This is a genomic window from Cupriavidus sp. WKF15 (assembly GCF_029278605.1).
Lineage (GTDB): Bacteria > Pseudomonadota > Gammaproteobacteria > Burkholderiales > Burkholderiaceae > Cupriavidus.
Map to the genome: position 1 here is coordinate 1,197,378 of NZ_CP119572.1, position 17,532 is coordinate 1,214,909.

14 protein-coding genes and 1 pseudogene are annotated in these 17,532 nt (G+C 65.3%); 9 read left to right on the forward strand and 6 right to left on the reverse strand.

Features of this window, described 5'->3' with window-relative positions:
* Positions 1-34: 34 nt before the first annotated feature.
* A complete protein-coding gene (locus tag CupriaWKF_RS05750; RefSeq protein ID WP_276100038.1) occupies positions 35-622 on the forward strand; it encodes a hypothetical protein in 588 nt (195 codons plus the stop codon).
* 150 nt (positions 623-772) lie between these two features.
* On the opposite strand, the gene CupriaWKF_RS05755 is transcribed toward CupriaWKF_RS05750, so the two are convergent.
* Positions 773-1,798: an AraC family transcriptional regulator gene (locus tag CupriaWKF_RS05755; protein WP_276100039.1), complete on the reverse strand. Its 1,026-nt coding sequence runs from the start codon at positions 1,796-1,798 to the stop codon at positions 773-775.
* 213 nt (positions 1,799-2,011) lie between these two features.
* Between CupriaWKF_RS05755 and CupriaWKF_RS05760 the strand changes: the two genes are divergently transcribed.
* The 4 genes from CupriaWKF_RS05760 (at position 2,012) to CupriaWKF_RS05775 (ending at position 7,301) form a co-directional block, all read left to right on the forward strand.
* Complete coding sequence (locus CupriaWKF_RS05760; protein WP_276100040.1) at positions 2,012-2,992, forward strand: quinone oxidoreductase; 981 nt, start codon at positions 2,012-2,014, stop codon at positions 2,990-2,992.
* Between the two features lie 12 nt (positions 2,993-3,004).
* Positions 3,005-3,853: a TauD/TfdA family dioxygenase gene (locus CupriaWKF_RS05765; RefSeq protein ID WP_276100041.1), complete on the forward strand. Its 849-nt coding sequence runs from the start codon at positions 3,005-3,007 to the stop codon at positions 3,851-3,853.
* A 23-nt stretch (positions 3,854-3,876) separates the two neighbouring features.
* Entirely contained in the window at positions 3,877-5,523 is a 1,647-nt protein-coding gene (locus CupriaWKF_RS05770) for a fatty acid--CoA ligase (RefSeq protein WP_276100042.1), read from the forward strand.
* 228 nt (positions 5,524-5,751) lie between these two features.
* Positions 5,752-7,301 (forward strand): IS3 family transposase gene (locus CupriaWKF_RS05775; protein ID WP_276100043.1). Its coding sequence is split into 2 segments (ribosomal slippage): positions 5,752-6,220 and positions 6,220-7,301, totalling 1,551 coding nucleotides; the frame shifts between segments, so codons are not numbered across the junction.
* Between the two features lie 150 nt (positions 7,302-7,451).
* Here the strand turns inward: CupriaWKF_RS05775 and CupriaWKF_RS05780 are convergent.
* From CupriaWKF_RS05780 to CupriaWKF_RS05800, 5 genes and pseudogenes are all read right to left on the reverse strand, one after another.
* A pseudogene (locus CupriaWKF_RS05780) lies at positions 7,452-8,590 on the reverse strand (IS3 family transposase); the annotation flags it as partial.
* 838 nt (positions 8,591-9,428) lie between these two features.
* On the reverse strand, positions 9,429-10,406 hold the full coding sequence (locus CupriaWKF_RS05785) for a tripartite tricarboxylate transporter substrate binding protein (protein WP_276100044.1): 978 nt from the start codon (positions 10,404-10,406) through the stop codon (positions 9,429-9,431).
* Between the two features lie 130 nt (positions 10,407-10,536).
* The gene (locus CupriaWKF_RS05790; protein WP_276100045.1) at positions 10,537-11,235 is read right to left on the reverse strand and encodes a DsbA family oxidoreductase; all 699 of its coding nucleotides are present in this window, start codon (positions 11,233-11,235) and stop codon (positions 10,537-10,539) included.
* A 50-nt stretch (positions 11,236-11,285) separates the two neighbouring features.
* Complete coding sequence (locus tag CupriaWKF_RS05795; protein WP_276100046.1) at positions 11,286-11,486, reverse strand: DUF1289 domain-containing protein; 201 nt, start codon at positions 11,484-11,486, stop codon at positions 11,286-11,288.
* 91 nt (positions 11,487-11,577) lie between these two features.
* Positions 11,578-12,636, reverse strand: coding sequence for a 3-keto-5-aminohexanoate cleavage protein (locus tag CupriaWKF_RS05800; RefSeq protein WP_276100047.1), 1,059 nt, complete (start codon positions 12,634-12,636; stop codon positions 11,578-11,580).
* A gap of 162 nt (positions 12,637-12,798) precedes the next feature.
* On the opposite strand from CupriaWKF_RS05800, the gene CupriaWKF_RS05805 reads away from it, so the two are divergent.
* The 4 genes from CupriaWKF_RS05805 to CupriaWKF_RS05820 all read left to right on the forward strand — a co-directional run bounded on the left by CupriaWKF_RS05805 (position 12,799) and on the right by CupriaWKF_RS05820 (position 17,466).
* Positions 12,799-13,815 (forward strand): AraC family transcriptional regulator, encoded by a 1,017-nt coding sequence (locus CupriaWKF_RS05805; RefSeq protein WP_276100048.1) that lies wholly within the window; start codon positions 12,799-12,801, stop codon positions 13,813-13,815.
* Between the two features lie 173 nt (positions 13,816-13,988).
* Entirely contained in the window at positions 13,989-14,915 is a 927-nt protein-coding gene (locus tag CupriaWKF_RS05810) for an AraC family transcriptional regulator (protein WP_276100684.1), read from the forward strand.
* A gap of 245 nt (positions 14,916-15,160) precedes the next feature.
* Complete coding sequence (locus tag CupriaWKF_RS05815; RefSeq protein ID WP_276100685.1) at positions 15,161-16,963, forward strand: acyl-CoA dehydrogenase; 1,803 nt, start codon at positions 15,161-15,163, stop codon at positions 16,961-16,963.
* A gap of 38 nt (positions 16,964-17,001) precedes the next feature.
* On the forward strand, positions 17,002-17,466 hold the full coding sequence (locus CupriaWKF_RS05820; RefSeq protein WP_276100049.1) for a MaoC family dehydratase: 465 nt from the start codon (positions 17,002-17,004) through the stop codon (positions 17,464-17,466).
* Positions 17,467-17,532: the final 66 nt, after the last annotated feature.

A 17,532-nucleotide genomic window follows, 5' to 3' on the forward strand; every position in this document is an offset into this window, starting at 1 on the left:
GTCCGACTTTCAACACTGGCGCAAGGAGCCAAGCATGAACCCCAGCAAGGTACTGGTAGCAGCCGCCCTGGCCGCGGCATCCCACCTGGCCATGGCCCAGCCGGAGACCCGCGTGGAAGCGGCCTCCGGCGTGGGAGCTGCCATGGTGACCGGCACGGTCAAGTCCACGGCGACGATCACGGCGATCGATGCCGCCACGCGGACCGTCTCGCTGAAGAACAAGCAGGGCAAGGTCACCGACATCCATGTCGGCGACGAGGTGCGCAACTTCGACCAGCTCCGGGTCGGTGACGTGGTCACGGCGGAATACAAGGAAGCGCTGTCGGTCGCCCTGACGAAGCAGTCCGGCATGCGTTCCAGTACCGAGCGCGCGATCGAAGACCGCGCCGCGCCTGGTGCCAAGCCGGGCGGCGTGGTCGGGCGCGAAGTGACCGTGACCGCCGATGTGGTTGCCGTGAACGCCAAGACCGGCAAGGTGACACTGAAGGGCCCGAAGGGCCGGACGGTGGACCTCCATGTCGATGATCCGGAGCAACTGAAGGGCATTCGCAAGGGGGACCAGGTTCAGGCGGTATATACGGAGGCATTGGCGGTCTCTGTGACGCCCAAGGGCGCTCACTGAGCGCGCTCGACGGGAGCGCGCCAGGCGCGACGTGGGATCCGCGCCTCGGCGCGCGCTGGTAGTGCTCGCGGCGCACTAAAGATTGAGGAAGAGTTGGGGTTTGTCGAACAAAACGCCAATCCGGAACCCCCGCCGCCGGAGCGAGCAATCTTAAAGATTGCCCTCCGCAGCCTGCGGCGCGCGCGCCTCGCGCCTGCGCCGCCACACCACCGGCGCCTCGCCGAACTGCGACGAGAACCACCGCGTGAAGGAACTCGCCGAGCCATACCCAAGCAGTTCGGCCACGCGCAGCAGCGAGTACTGCGGATTCTCCACATAGCGCTGCGCGAGTTCGCGGCGCACCTCGTTCAGGATGTCCGTGAAGGTTTCGCCGGCCTCGTCGAGCTGGCGCTGCATGGTGCGCAGGCTCATGCCAAGCCCCTGCGCCACACCTTCGCATGTCGCGCGGCCCATCGGCAGCATCAGGTACACGGCACTGCGCACGTCGCGCCCGATCGACGGCGCGTTCACGCGCGGCAGCGTGTCGACGAAGCGCTGCGCATAGCGCGCCATGCCCGGGTCGGCGGTCGGGATGGGCGCATCGAGGTCGGCCGCCAGGCAGGTGATCCCGTTGAACTCGCAGTCGAACTCCAGCGGGCAGCCGAACAGGCGCCGGTGGACCTGCAGGTCGGCCGGGGCGGCATGCGTGAAACTGACATTGAGCGGATGCCAGTGCGGCCCGAGGAGCGCCCGGCACAGGCGGAACGTTACGCCGACCGCCAGCTCGCTGGCCTGCCGCGACGGTGTATCGAGAACCACCTCCTGCCGGATGATGACCACCTTTCCCGCTTCCTCGAGCAGGATTGCAAGCGACTCGTTGACCAGGTGCCGGTAGCGGATGATCGTGGCCAGCGCATCGCGCAGCGTGGGCTGCTGGCTGATCAGCAGGCTCATCACGCCGAAGTCGGACAGCTGGCGCGATTCGGCCATGCGCAGGCCGAAGGTCTCGCAGTGCGCCGCCTGCGCCGCCTGTTCCAGTAGCCTGGCGCAGGCATTGACCGAGACCCGCTGGTCCGGGTCGCCCAGCAGGGCGCGGCTCAGCCGGGCTTCGCGCAGCAGCGGTTGCGGGTTGAGGCCGAGTCCCTGGGCAACCTCAAAGAAATTGGTCACTGCGCCCGCGCGTACCAGCGTGTCCAAGGCTGTCTCCCAATCTTGTTCTGTGTGCGGCACGCGCCGATGCCGCGGCGCGCACTGTCTTGTGTTTTGTCTTCGCAGCAGGATGATAGGCGTGCGTGGCATGAAATGCAAAGTCGGTGGGGACCAATGCAAAGCGGTGCGCGCCGGCACATCCTACATTTCAGGGCATGAGCGGCGCCCCCTTGCGCCGACGCAGATCCAGGAGACGAGCAAATGGCAAAAGTCGTGCGCATGTACGAGACCGGTGGACCGGAAGTGCTTCGCGTTGAAGAGATGGACGTTGGCGAGCCCGGTCCGGGGCAGGTACGCATCCGCCACGTGGCGGTGGGCCTGAACTACGCCGACACGTACTTCCGCAATGGCACCTACCCGGTGCCGCTGCCGGCCGGCATGGGCGTGGAAGCCGCCGGTGTGGTACTGGCGGTCGGTCCCGGCGTCGCCAACGTTGCCGTGGGCGACCGCGTGACCTATACCGGCTTCATCAACACGCTGGGCGCCTACAGCACCGAGCGCCTCGTGCCGGCCGCGCCGCTGATCAAGCTGCCCGAGACCATCGGCTTCGAGACCGCTGCGGCCATGACCATGCGCGGGCTGACCTCGGCGTACCTGATGCGCCGCATCTATAACTTCAAGGAAGGCGACACCATCCTGCTGCACGCGGCGGCGGGTGGTGTCGGCCTGATCGTGTCGCAATGGGCGAAGCTGCTGGGCCTGACGGTGATCGGCACGGTATCGAGCGAGGCCAAGGCCGAAGTGGCGCGCGCGCACGGCTGCGACCACATCGTCAACTACAGCCACGAAGACGTGGCCAAGCGCGTGCGCGAACTGACTGACGGCGTCGGCGTGTCGGTGGTCTTCGACAGCGTCGGCAAGAACACTTTCATGGCTTCGCTGGATTCGCTCAAGCGCCGCGGCCTGATGGTGTGCGTCGGCACCGCGTCGGGCCCGATCCCGCCGTTCGATCCGGTGCTGCTGGCGATGAAGGGTTCGTTGTTCGTGACGCGTCCGGCCCTGGCCGACTACATCGCCGATCCTGCCGAGAAGGCGGAACTGGCCGGCGAAATCTTCGGCCATGTCGGCGCGGGCCGGATCAAGATCGAGATCAACCAGCGCTATGCACTGGAAGACGCGGTGCAGGCCCATCGGGACCTGGAGTCGCGCAAGACCACCGGTTCGTCGATTTTCGTCATCTGAGGGAGTTGAGCCATGCAAGTCAAGCAACTCACCTGCTCGCTGGGCGCGGAACTGGTTGGCGTGAACCTCGGCGATGCCGTCCGCAATGATGGCCTGTTTGCGGAGATCCGGGCATTGCTGCTGAAGCACCGCGTGCTGTTCCTGCGTGACCAGAACATCAGCCGCGCCGAGCACGTCGCGTTCGCGCGCCGCTTCGGCGAACTGGAAGACCATCCGGTTGCCGGCAGCGATCCGGAGCATCCGGGCCTGGTCCGCATCTACAAGACGCCGGACCAGCCCAACGACCGCTACGAAAACGCGTGGCATTCGGACACCACGTGGCGCGAGGCGCCGCAGTTCGGTGCGGTGCTGCGCTGCGTGGAGTGCCCGCCGGTCGGCGGCGACACCATGTGGGCGAACATGGCGCTGGCTTATGAACGCCTGCCGGAACACATCAAGACGCAGATCGCCGACCTGCGCGCGCGCCACAGCATCGAGGCAAGTTTCGGTGCGGCCATGCCGATCGAAAAGCGCCTGGCGCTCAAGGCCCAGTATCCCGATGCCGAGCACCCGGTGGTGCGCACGCATCCGGAGACCGGTGAGAAGATCCTGTACGTGAACGCGTTCACGACCCATTTCACCAATTTCCATACGCCGGACCGCGTGCGTTTCGGCCAGGATGCGAATCCGGGCGCGCCCGACCTGCTGCGCTACCTGATCAGCCAGGCCTATATCCCCGAATACCAGGTGCGCTGGCGCTGGGAACCCAACAGCGTCGCGATCTGGGACAACACCGCCACGCAGCATTACGCCGTGATGGATTACCCGCCTTGCCACCGCAAGATGGAACGCGCCGGCATCATCGGCACCAAGCCGTACTGAAGCTCCGGCCGGAGGAAGACTACATGCAGAACAATTTGATCGTATCCACGCCGTCGGCGTACTCCTATCCGCTGCTGGTCAAGCAACTGCTGACTCACTCGCTCAGCCTCTACGGCGACCAGGAGATCAGCTACCGCGGCGAGATGCGCTACACCTACCGCGACTTCCGCCGCCGCGTGGGCCAGCTCGCTTCGACGCTGGCTGCGCTTGGCGCCAGGCATGGCTCCACCGTGGCCGTGATGGACTGGGACAGCCATCGCTACCTGGAGTGCTATTTCGGCGTGCCGATGATGGGCGCGACGCTGTTCACGGTGAACGTGCGCCTGTCGCCGCAGCAGATCCTGTACACGCTCAACGATGCCGCCGCGGACATCGTGCTGGTCCATCCCGACTTCGTGCCGGTGCTGGACCAGATTCGCGGCGAGCTCACGTGCAATCCGCGCTTCGTGCTGCTGGCCGATGGCCAGGCCGCGCCGCAGACCGCGCTGCCGCTGTCGGGCGAATACGAGGCATTGCTGGCCGATGCATCGCCGGACTTCGAATTCCCCGAGTTCGACGAGAACACCAAGGCTGCCACGTTCTACACCACCGGCACCACCGGCGACCCCAAGGGCGTGTGCTACAGCCATCGCGACATCGTGCTGCATACGCTGACGACGTCCGCCAGCCTGTGCTCGCCGCGCGAAGGGCAGCGCATGCACCGCGAAGACGTGTACATGCCGATCACGCCGATGTTCCACGTACTGGCGTGGGGCATTCCGTACGTCGCGGTCATGCTCGGCCTGCGCACCGTGCTGCCTGGCCGCTACGCGCCGGACATGCTGCTCAAGCTGCGCGAGCAGGAGCAGGTCACGTTCTCGCACTGCGTGCCGACCATCCTGCAGATGCTGCTGCAGTCCTCGCAGGGCAGCGGGCAGGACCTGTCGGGCTGGAAGATCATCATCGGTGGCTCGGCGCTGCCGCCCGCGCTGTGCGAAGCGGCGCTGGCACGCGGCATCGACATCTTTGCAGGATATGGCATGTCGGAAACCGGGCCGATCGTCTCGCTGGCGCAGTTGCCGCCGCGCGTAACGCCCAAGGACCGCGCCGACGAAGTGCGCATGCGCTGCTCCACGGGGCGCCCGGTGGTGATGGTCGACTTCCGCGTCGTCAGCGAAGACATGCAGGACTTGCCGCGCGACGGTGCGAGCCGCGGCGAGATCGTGCTGCGCGCGCCTTACCTGACGCAGTCGTACTTCAAGAAGCCGGCGGCTTCCGAGGATCTGTGGGCGGGCGGCTACCTGCATACGCAGGACGTCGCGGTCATGGGCCAGGACGGCTTCGTGCAGATCGTCGACCGCATCAAGGACGTCATCAAGACCGGTGGCGAATGGGTGTCGTCGATCGAGGTCGAGAACCTCATCAGCGAAGTGCCCGGCGTGCAGGAATGCGCGGTGATCGGCGTGCCCGATGCCAAGTGGGGCGAGCGGCCGATGGCGTTTGTAGTGCGCAAGGCCGGCGCGGAGGTTGGAGCGGAATCCATTCGCGAGAAATTGCTTGGGCACGTGGATACGCAACGCATCAGCAAGTACGCGGTGCCTGAAGTGGAACGGATCGCGTTCGTGGCGGAGATTCCGAAGACTAGTGTAGGGAAGATTAATAAGAAGCAGCTGCGGGAACAGGCAGTCTGAAGGTAGGGAAGGGAGAGTTTGGGCGCTGGTTCTTGAAGGGGGACCAGCGTCTTTTTTTTATCGGATTGCGGGGAATGGGTGATGGTGGGGGTGTCGTTCTTGGCAGGCGCCGCTGTTTCGCCGGCGCAGCCGGCGAGTCACTTTTTGTCCGAGCCCTCCATGTCAGGATAGTTGTCGCCTCGCCGCCTTTCGATGAAGGACAATGGAGGGCGGAAGCGGTTTTGGGTAATGAAGCGCTATTCGGACGAGTTCAAGGAGTTGGTGGTCGAGCAGATGATGCCGCCCTTGAACCGATCAGTGGCGGAGCTAGCCAAGGAAACGGGTGTCACGACAGTGAGCCTGCGCACTTGGCGCCACGAGGCTCGAGAACAAGGAAAAGTTGTGCCAGGCAACGGCAAGCAGAGTGACAAATGGTCCAGCGCGGACAAGTTCCGGGTGGTGCTCGAAACAGCGCCTCTGAGTGAAGCGGAGTTGTCCGAATACTGCCGCAGGAAGGGCATTCAACCCGAGCAGATCCGGCAGTGGCGTGCTGCCTGCGAGCAGGCCAATGCGCCTGAGCGGGTCAGGTTGAGCCTGGCGCAGCGCCGCGAGGAACAAGCCGCCAAGAAGCAGATTCGGGACCTGGAGCGCGAACTCAAGCGCAAGGATGCGGCACTGGCTGAGACCGCGGCGCTGCTGGTTCTCAGAAAAAAAGCCGAGGCGATCTGGGGAAGGGACGAGGAGGACTGATCAACGTCTCGGATCGCCGCGAAGCCATTGCGTTGATCGATGAAGCGGTGGGCGGCGGTGCGCGCCAGTCCAACGCCTGCAAGGAACTGGGCTTGAACGAGCGCACCTTGCAGCGCTGGCGCCATACGCCGGAGGATGGCCGCCCGGGCGCGCAGCGCCCGGTGCCGGCCAACAAGCTCAGCGAGGGCGAGCGGCAGGCCGTGCTGGCCGCCGCTAACAGTCCCGGCTACGAGAGTCTGACGCCGCACCAGATCGTGCCAAAGCTGGCCGACGAGGGGCGCTACCTGGCCTCGGAATCGACGTTTTACCGCGTGCTTAAGGCCGAAGGCCAAGCGCACCGGCGCGGGCGCACCCACAACGCCAAGTCCCGTGCGCCGACCACGCACCGTGCCGATGACCGCAACCAGGTGTGGTGCTGGGATATCACGTGGATGCCCACCACGGTGAAGGGCCGCTTCTTCTACTGGTACATGATGCAGGACATCTACAGCCGCAAGCTGGTGGTCAATGAAGTGCATGAAAGCGAGTCGGAGGAACATGCCAAGCGGCTGCTCGAACTGGGCTGTCTGCGCGAGCAAACGGCTGGCCGGCCGCTGGTGCTGCACTCGGACAATGGCAGCGTCATGAAGGGGCTGAGTATGCGCGCTGCGATGCACGAATTGGGCGTGGTGCCCTCATACAGTCGTCCGCGCGTGAGCAACGACAACGCTTACGCCGAAGCGTTGTTCCGCACGGCCAAGTACTGTCCGCTATGGCCTGAGCGGCCGTTCGACACGTTGGAGCAGGCGCGCGACTGGGTATATCGGTTCGTGCGTTGGTACAACGAGGAACACCGCCACAGCGGGCTGAAATACGTCACGCCGAACCAGCGGCACAGTGGAGAAGCGAAGCCCCTGCTGGCACGACGCATGATGGTGTATCAGGCCGCCCGTGCCCGGCATCCGCAGCGCTGGTCGCGAGGGATCCGGAATTGGGAGTTGGATCCCGTGGTCTATCTAAACCCGGAACGGGCCGAGCAGGAACCTACGGAGTACAAAAAGGCAGCATAGCGGCGGACGCGACAACTACCTTGACACACACTGGGGTTGCCCCGTTTCATCGGACAGATTCGCATTGGAATTTTATGTCGATGGGTTTTCTCCTTGTGATGGGGCAGTGTATGCCCGGTGTAGCGCCGGATTCATGCCATTGACGGGAAGCTTTTCAAACTCCTGCGGAGACCGATATCCCAGTGCGCTGTGCAGGCGATGCGAGTTGTACCAACCCTCGATCCAGGTGAACAATGCCTGACGGGCGTCGTCGTGCGTGGCGAAGCGCGAACGCATCAGCAGCTCGCATTCGAGCGTTGCGAAGAAGGACTCGCACATGGCGTTGTCGTAGGCATCGCCCACCGAGCCCATCGAAGGCTGAACGCCGGCCTCGCGGCAACGTCGCCCGAAGGCAACAGACGTGTATTGGCAGCCCTGGTCCGAATGGTGAATCACTGCGCTGGGATGTCGCTGCGCCAGCGCCATGTCCAGCGCTTGCAGCATCAGTGCGGTGCGCAGATGACTACCCATGGCCCAACCTACGATGCGCCGGCTGTACACGTCCAACACGACAGCCAGATAGTAAAAGCCGGCAACGGTCGGAATGTATGTCGCATCGGCGACCCACAGCTGATTTGGCGCATCGGCAGAGAAGTGTCGCTGCACCAGATCGGGCGCGGGTCTGCCCGCTGGCGCACGGTGGGTGGTGCAAATGAAGCGCGGCCGGCAAGCCCCGCGCAGGCCGGCCTCACGCATCAGACGCGCCACGCGCTTGCGCCCGACGTGGATACCTTGGCGCAGCAGCATGGCATGCACACGTGGCATCCCATAGGTACCGCGCGAGCGGGCGTGAATCTCACGGATTTGCGCGAGCAACAGCTTGTCACTCACGGCATGAGCGCTCGGACGTCGTTCCATCCATGCATGGAAGCCGCTGCGCGAGACCTTAAGCAGCCGCGCCATGGTGGACAGCGGAAAGCGGTCCTGATTTGCCTTCATGAACTCGAACCCTTGTCGGGCAGCGTGTCGGTCTCCCGGGCAAACCAGGCCGCGGCTTTTGCAAGTATCTCCCTCTCCATTTTGAGTTGCCGGTTCTCACGGCGCAGCCGCGTGAGTTCCTGGCGCTCCGCCGTGGTCAGGCCGTCCTGACGAACGCCGGCATCGCGATCCGCTTGGGCAACCCAGTTGTAGATCGTCTGGGCCGTGGGTTCGAACTCCTTGGCCAGATCCTCCGGACGGCGACCTGCATGGACCAAGTCAACCATTTGCTGACGGAAGACCGCACTGTACGGTGGGCGCGTTTTCGGCATGGTGCACCTCCTGCTTACTCAAGATAGGCACTGTCCGAAAAAGCGGGTCACCTCCACACCGCGAGCGACAAAAAGTAACCAAAAAGCGCGTTTACTTGCCCTAGCGGGCGAATATTGATCGTAGTGTGCTGCGGGTGTTGTACGGGGATGGGCTTCAGAGAGTGCCTGGCTGCCTGCCGCGTGGTGCGCGTCCGCCGGTAGGCTTTCAGGCAATGATTGAACGAGCCCCGAAACTGTCCGTGGACCCTGCTGCTACCGCCATCATGTAATCGCCTTCGGCTGCGCTACGCGCAGAGCCCTGGTCTGAGCACCCAGGCCGCAGCCGAATGGCGCCAACGATCGTGCCGAGACACAGCTCGAAGCGCTTGCGACGTTGATGCCCGTGGTCTACCGACTAGGACGCGCGCGCAGCGCAGCCGTAGGCGTCCCACCACTGACGCTCTTGGAACGCTGTACCCGAGCCCTACATGGAGATCGTACAAGAGCCGGTTATCGGAGGCACTGAACGGGCAACCAAGCCTCGCGAGACCAAAGCCGCTTGAAAACAAGAAGCGCATCGTTGATGGCCAGCCGCCAGGCGACGCGCTTCTTGCCTACTTCTTGTCGCTCGGACAAGAAGTAGGTCGCCGGCTACGCCGGCGAAACAGCGGCGCCTGCCAAGCACGATAATCCGATCCTTCATTGAAGGGCCCCGCCGGCCCCGCCGGCGAAACAGCAGCGCGCAGCCCGCGAGTTCAGTGCGCTGCCGGCGAGCCCTGGCGATCAGGATAGATAAAAAAAAGCGCCCTCCACAGCGGAGAGCGCCTCCCAACCACCAGATACCAGTCAACCCATCCCATCAAGGCTTGATATCGAACGCCTTGACTATCTGCCCATTCCTCTCATACTCCGCCCGCAGCGACTGACTAAGCTGAGGCAGTGTCTGTGCCGCCATCGGCTCATAGCCGAGCGCTTCCATCCGGTCGTGCACCTTGGGGGTCGCAGCCGCCTTATAGGCCGCCGACTGGATCTTCTGCGCCAGTTCAACCGGAACCTGCGCGGACGTGATGACCCCGATCCAGTTGCTGAAGTCCATATCCGCATACCCAAGTTCGGCAAAGGTCGGCACCTGCGGCAGCAGCGGCGAGCGATTCCTGGAAGCCACCGCATAAGCCTGCACCTTGCCCGCCTTGATCATCGGCAACGACGTCACCATGCCGTCGTACATGACCGCGATCTGGCCGCCCATGACCTGGGCCAAGGCCGGCCCCGAGCCGGCGAACGGCACGTGCTGCAGGTCCATCCCGGCCTTCTGGTTCATGATCATGCCTGCATAGTGCGACGCCGTGCCCGCGCTGTAGGACGCGAAACTCAGCTTGCCAGGATTGGCTTTGACATAGCTGACGAGGGAGGGCAGGTCTTTGGCAGGCAGCGTCGGCGCACCGACCAGTACCATGCGCGAGCGCGCCACGGCGGCTACGGGACGGATGTCCTTCATGGTGTCGTATGACGCCTTCATTACGTGCGGGACTTCCGTCAGCACGTTGGTGGCGGTCACCATGATGGTCTGGCCGTCCGCCGGCGCGGCCAGCAGCGTGTTGATGGCGATGCCGCCGCCCGCACCCGGCTTGTTGTCGACGATGACCGGCTGCCCGAGGTCCGCGGATAGCTGGTCGGCCAGCAGCCGGGCCATGACGTCCATGGTGCCGCCGGCAGGGGCCGGCACCAGCATGCGCACCGGCTTGTTGGTCCAGGCCATGGCCGCGGGCATGGCCAGGGCCATGACGGTGGCGAGCGTGGCACGGCGCATGCGAAGCAGGGCTGGGCGTTTCTTCATGTTGTGTTGTCTCCGTTATTGGTATGCGACATGTGAAGGCGCCCGCGTCCCGCAACTGCGGGCGCGGGCGCGGGGTGCTGCGGATGATGTCGATGCGGGACTGACTTCGTCCCGTTCAGCAAGCGGCGATTCAGGCGGCGGCGCGTGTGGCGATCTGCTTTGCGCGCGCCAGCGCGCGCAGCATGGCTTCCAGCAGCGCGGCCGGCGGACGCGATCCCGACACGCTGTGCGTGCCGTTGAAGACAAAGTGCGGCACGCCAAGTCCGTTGCGCGGCGGCGCATCCTCGGGGCCGTGCAGCGCAGGCAGCCAGTCCAGGTCGTGCCGCACCGGCGTGCCGGCGTTGCCGGGCGTGTTGATGCCGCACTCGATCAGCGCGTCGCTCAGCACTTGCCCGTCGCCAATGTTCTGGGCACGGATGAAGTAGCGCGTGAACAGATTGTCGACCAGAGCCGTGGCCGCGTCCGCACCGTCTTGCTGGCGGACGAAACGCACCAGCCGATGTGCCAGCAGCGTATTGGGAAAGGTCTCGATGCGGTCCAGTGCCAGCGTCAGGCCGGCTTCGCGTGCCGCATGGCAGACCTGCGCCTGGCGCACGGCGACCGCCTGCGGGCTGCCTAGCCGCGCCACGTAGAAGTCGCGATAGGGAATGCCATCGGGCGGCGTGGCGGGAATGAGCGGATAAGAGCGCCATTCCACCTGCACGGTAACGTCAGGGCGCTCGCGCGCGAGCAGGTCGATGGCGGATTCAAGATGCCGTTTGCCGATCAGGCACCACGGGCAGATCAGGTCGAAGTAGGCTTCGACCGACAGGATGTTGGTTGGAGTCATGGCGACAGCGGGAATCCGCCGGAGAAAGGGGCGCGAGGGGCGCGGCGCGGTCAGGCGCGCGGCGCCGGCGCGCTGCGGTTCGGGCGGCGCGCGGGCAGCGACGCCATCACCTCGGCGCGCTGGCCATCGGTCATCTGTTCCCAGCGGCCGATCTCTACGAGGGTCCTGCCGCAGCCCTGGCAATACTTGCCCGCCTGGTCCATGCGGCAGATGTTGATGCAGGGGTTCGCGACGGAAATGGACGGGTTCATGGCTTGGGTCACTGGCGATGGCGAGCGCGAGGTGCGATGGCGAGGGATGCCGGCCGGCACAGGGCACGCGCCCTGGCCGGCCGGCAGTCCATCAGGCGGCCTTGCGCAGCGGCAGGTTCTTCTGGCCGGCCTTGCGGTTGGGCGCCATGCCGTTGGCTTCGAGCGTCTCGTCGGCGCTGTCGTACCAGGTGCCGATGCGGTAGATCTCGCGCGCTTCCTTGCCCGAAGCGATCTCGCGGCCCAGTTCCTTGGCCACGCGCACGCACTGCTCGATCTGCTGCACCGAGGTCATGCGGTTGCCGTGCTGGTCGATGATGGTGTCCTCGATGCCGCAGCGCGGGTGCAGGCCCATGGACATCGCCATCATGTTGAACGGCAGCACGTTCTTCAGCAGCGACTCGGCGGTCAGCGTGCAGCCGTCTGGCGCGCGATGCACGAAGTTGAAGAAGTTGAACGGGTTGGGGCCGTCGAAGCCGCCGCCGATGCCGATCCACGTCAGGTTCAGCGGACCCTTGTACAGGCCGGCGCGCACCATGCGCTCCAGCGTTTCCAGCGCGTGGATGCCGGTCAGCTGGAAGTGCGGCTGGATGCCGGCGTTGCTCAGGCGGCGCAGGTGCTCTTCGACCCAGCCCGGGCCGGCCGGCACCGTCATTTCGCGGTAGGCCTCGACGTAGGCGGGGTGCGACAGCGATGTACCCGCGAGGTATTCGGGGTACAGCAGCTCCATGATGTTCATCTGCGTGGTGTTGATCGCCACGGTGACCTGGTCCGGCTTCGGGTCGAGATCGGCCAGCATGTGGCGCGTATCGTCCGACAGCCACTTGGCTGCCTGGCCGTCGTCTTCCGGCGCGAACGAGATCGAGCCGCCGACCTGGATGATCATGTCCGGCACCGCGGCGCGCACGCCGGCGATCAGCTCGTTGAACTTGGACAGTCGCTTGGAGCCCTTGCCGTCGAGTTCGCGTACGTGCAGGTGCAGCACGGTGGCGCCGGCGTTGTAGCAATCCACGGCCTTCTGCACCTGCTCTTCCATGGTCACCGGAATGTCTTCCGGGAAGTCGGCGGGCATCCACTCGGGGCCGTACGGGGCCACGGTGATGACCACTTTGTCCTGGTTCTCGGGGTGCAGGGAATCGTCGAGGAATTGCATTGCGTTGCTCCTGAATGTGCGTGGCTGCGGACGCTCTGTGCTGCCGTCTTGCCTTGTCCTGGGAACTGTCGTTCCGGTGACCGAAGTATCGGCGAATGGTGTGGAGGAATTTGACGATTCGGGACGCACGATTTACATTTCGGGACAGTCAGGGAAAACGCGATGTCCTACTACCTTCGCAGTGCCAGCCTTACCAACTATGTGGAAGTGGCCCGCGCCGTGGGCCTCGATCCGCATCAGCAGATGCGCGCGGCCAAGATCAGCCGCGACGTGCTGCTGGATCCTGATATTCGCATTCCGGCGAAGAAGGTGGGCCGCCTGCTGGACGACTCGGCGCGCGCGGCGCAGGTCGACGATTTCGGGCTGCGCATGGCGGAGTTGCGCCAGTTCTCCAACCTCGGCCCGCTGGCTTTCGTCGTCCGTGAACAGCCGACGCTGCGGCGGGCGCTGGAGTCGATGGTGCGCTACATGGGCTTGCAGAACGAGGCGCTTGCGATGCGCATCGAAGAGTCCGAGGGCCTGCTGATGATCCGCCTGCATATCCTCAACGACGAGCCGGGGACGCTGCGCCAGGCCACCGATCTTGCGGTCGGCGTGATCTACCGCATGCTGAGCGTGTTCCTCGGCGCATCGTGGCGGCCGCGCAGCATCTGCTTCACGCATGCGGCGCCAGCGAGCCAGGCCACCTTCCTGCGGGTTTTCGGCATGCCGAGCCTGTTCAACCAGGACTTCGACGGCATCGTCTGCGTTGCTGCCGATCTTGAAGGGCCACTGCCTTCGTATGACCCGGTCATGGCGCATCAGGTAAAGCGCTACCTCGGCACGCTGCTGGCCCAGGCAAACACCACCTTGCCTGACAAGGTGCGTGAGCTGGTCCATGTGCTGCTGCCGTCCGGCATGTGCTCGGTCGACCGCGTGGCGCAGCACATTGGCGTGGACCGCCGCACGGTGCACCGGCGGCTGATGCAGGAAAACACCAGCTATTCGGATATCGTCAATGGTGTCCGTGCGACCCTGGTGGTGCGCTATATCGACAACCGCGAGCGTCCGCTGTCCGAAGTCGCCACCTTGCTGGGCTTCTCGTCGCTGAGCGCGTTCTCGCGCTGGTTTGGAAGCCAGTTCGGCTGCAGCGTGTCGAAATGGCGCGCGCGGCAGGAGGAAGCGCGGAACAACATGTAGCAGACCGGTTCTCACCACGTGGCGGCTGTGACAGAATGCACCAGCCGCCACCTTTTCATCGCACGCATTGCCAGCGCCCCCGCGTGAATGACGTGAACGACGTGAACGACTTCTCCGCCACCGTCCCCATTTCCGTCGTCAACGGATTCCTGTCCGGCGCCGATCCCGCGGCGATGGCGCGGATGGCCGAGTGCTCGGGCATTGCCTCCGAGTTGCTGGCCGAGCCGGCCGCACGGGTCACGCAGGAGCAGTTCTCGACGCTGTACCGCCTGCTTGCCAAGGAACTGGACGACGAAATGCCCGGCATCTTCAGCCGGCCATTGCGCAACGGCACGCTCAAGTACCTCTGCCTGAGCCTGCTCGATGCGCCAAGGCTGGAAGTCGCGCTGCGCCGCTTCGGGCAGTTCTTCCACCTGATCCTGGACGACTTCCGCATGGCCTCCCGGCGCGAGGATGCGAGCGGCATCGTCGAGCTGGTGGACAACCCGGCCGGCCCGGCCGCGAGCATGCTGGGGCGCGAACTGATGCTCAAGCTCGTGCATGGCGTGGCGTCGTGGCTGATCCGCCAGCGCATACCGTTGCAGGCGGTCGAGTTGCCGGACACGCGGCCGGCGCTCGCCAGTGACCATCTCTACCTGTTCCCGGGACCCGTGCATTTCGACCGCCAGCACACGCGGCTGGTCTTCGATGCCGCCTATCTCGACCTGCCCATCCGGCAACGCAAGCCCGATCTGGAGAAATTCCTCGCGCGCGCGCCGGAGGACTGGATCTTCGTCTCGTTCGCCGAGGAAATGACCTGCCACCGCGTGCGCCAGCACGTGGCCGACTGCCTGCCGGCGTCGCCAACCATCGATGCGGTGGCGCAGGCGCTGCACCAGTCGGTGCGCACGCTGTGCCGGCGGCTGTCGGCCGAAGGCACCACCTTCCAGGCCATCAAGGACGAGGTGAGGCGCGACATCGCGATCCGGCGTCTCACGCGCTCCGAAGACCCGATCGCGGCCATTGCCTTCGACGTTGGCTTCGACAATCCCACCGCCTTTCATCGCGCCTTCCGCCACTGGACAGGCAGCACGCCAAACGCCTACCGGCGCGCCTTGTGAGCGCGCGCGGCGGCTGGCAAGGCTGGCCGCCGACTGACAAATCCTGCCACCTCGGGCGCTTCTGACGCCGCACTCACTGTGCGCCGGCCGCGGCATTGTGCAATGCGGCAGGATTTGTCATTCAAAGGGCGGGTTTGGGTAATCGCTTTCGCTTGGATGCCCCTTACGATCAGGGTCATCAATGATGTCGCAGCGCCGCGGGCATGGAGCCGGAGCCGACGCTGCATCGCCGCGAGAGGAACGAGATGAGCTATACCGCGCCCACCAAGGACATGCTGTTCGCCATGCGCGAACTGGCCGGACTGACAAAGATTGCCACGCTGCCGGGCTACGAAGATGCCACGCCGGAGACGGTCGAGGCCGTGCTCGAGGAAGCCGCGAAGTTCCACGGCGAAGTGCTGGCACCGCTGAACGTTGCCGGCGACCGCCAGCCGAGCAGCTGGAACGGCGGCCAGGTCACGACCACCGAAGGCTTTCGCGAGGCGTTCCGCCAGTTCGGCGAGGGCGGCTGGCAGGGCATTGTGCATCCGGCCGAGTTCGGCGGCCAGGGTCTGCCCAAGCTGGTGGCCGCGCCGTGCATCGAGATGATGAACGCGGCCAACATGTCGTTTGCGCTGTGCCCGCTGCTGACCGACGGCGCTATCGAGGCGCTGCTCACGGCCGGCTCGGACGAACTCAAGCAGCGCTACCTGCCGCGCCTGATCGCCGGCGAGTGGACCGGCACCATGAACCTGACCGAGCCGCAGGCCGGCTCCGACCTGGCCCTGGTGCGCACCCGCGCCGAGCGGCAGGCGGACGGTACCTACAAGGTGTCCGGCACCAAGATCTTCATCACCTACGGTGAGCACGACATGGCCGAGAACATCGTGCACCTGGTGCTGGCGCGCACGCCGGACGCGCCCGAAGGCGTGAAGGGCATCTCGCTGTTCCTGGTGCCGAAGTTCCTGGTCAATGACGATGGTTCGCTGGGCGCGCGCAACGACGTGGAGTGCGTGTCGATCGAGCACAAGCTCGGCATCAAGGCGAGCCCGACCGCGGTGCTGCAGTTCGGCGACCACGGCGGCGCCACCGGCTACCTGATCGGTGAAGAGAACCGCGGCCTGGAGTACATGTTCGTGATGATGAACGCCGCGCGCTTCGGCGTCGGCGTGCAAGGCATCGCCATCTCCGACCGCGCGTACCAGCAGGCCGTGGCCTATGCGAAGGAGCGCGTGCAGAGCCGCCCGGTCGATGGCTCCGCCAAGGACGCCGTGGCGATCATCCGGCATCCCGACGTGCGCCGCATGCTGACCGAGATGCGCGCGCTCACCGAAGGCGCACGCGCGCTGGCCCTGGTGGCCGCGGGCTACTCCGACCTCGCGCACCAGTCGCCGGACGCCGAGACGCGTGCCCGCTTTGGCGCGGCCTACGAATACCTGGTGCCCGTCATCAAGGGCTGGAGCACCGAGATGTCGCTGGAGGTGACCAGCCTCGGCGTGCAGGTGCATGGCGGCATGGGCTTCATCGAAGAGACCGGCGCGGCGCAGCACTACCGCGACGCGCGCATCCTGCCGATCTACGAAGGCACCACGGCGATCCAGGCCAATGACCTCATCGGCCGCAAGACCGTGCGCGATGGCGGGGCGGCGGCGCGAGGCATTCTCGCCGAGATCGACAAGACGCTGGAGGCACTGAAGGAATATGCCGACGGCTGCCGGAACGCGGCATGCAGCGCCATGCTGATGCGCCTTGGCGTTGCGCGCCTGGCCCTGGGCAATGCGGTGGATCACGTGCTGGAGAACACCCGCAAGGACCCGAATGCCGTGTTCGGCACGAGCGTGGCGTACCTGAAGCTGACCGGCATCGTGCTGACGGGCTGGCAGATGGCGCGCGCGCTGATCGTGGCAACGCAGAAGCGTGCCGAGGACGAGGCGTTCTACGGCGCCAAGATCGCGACCGCGGAGTACTTCGCCAACCACATCCTGCCGCGTGCTTCCGCGCTGGAAGCAGCCGTCACCAGCACGACGGGCCAGGACGGCTTCCTGGCGCTGGACGAAGCCTGCTTCTGAGGCGGCAGGCCGGAATACAAGTCAAGGAAGGGAAGAAGATGGCAATCGAAGGCTACAGCATGGCCACGCTCGACGCGTTCGTCGGCAAGGAGCTCGGCGTGTCCGAGTGGGTGGACGTGGACCAGGCGCGCATCGACGCGTTCGCGCAATGCACGGGCGACCACCAGTGGATTCACGTGGACGTGGATCGCGCGAAGCGGGAAAGCCCGTTCGGCGGCACCATCGCCCACGGCTACCTGACGCTCTCGCTGGTGGCGAGCCAGCTGACCGAGATGGGCGTGGTGCCGCACGACGCGAGCGCGGCGGTGAACTACGGGCTGGAGAAGACGCGTTTCCTGACGCCGGTGAAGGCCGGGGCGCGCGTGCGCAACCGCGTGAACCTGCTCGCGGCGGACCGCAAGGGCGATGGCCGCGTGCTGCTCAGGACGGAGAACACGGTGGAAATCGAAGGCGAGGGCAAGCCCGCGCTGGTGGCCGAGGCGCTCGCGCTGCTGGTCGCCTGAGGCATAAGCAAGACACGTAACAAGCACGAACAAGGCAGGACGAGGAGTGGCAGCATGACAACAGCC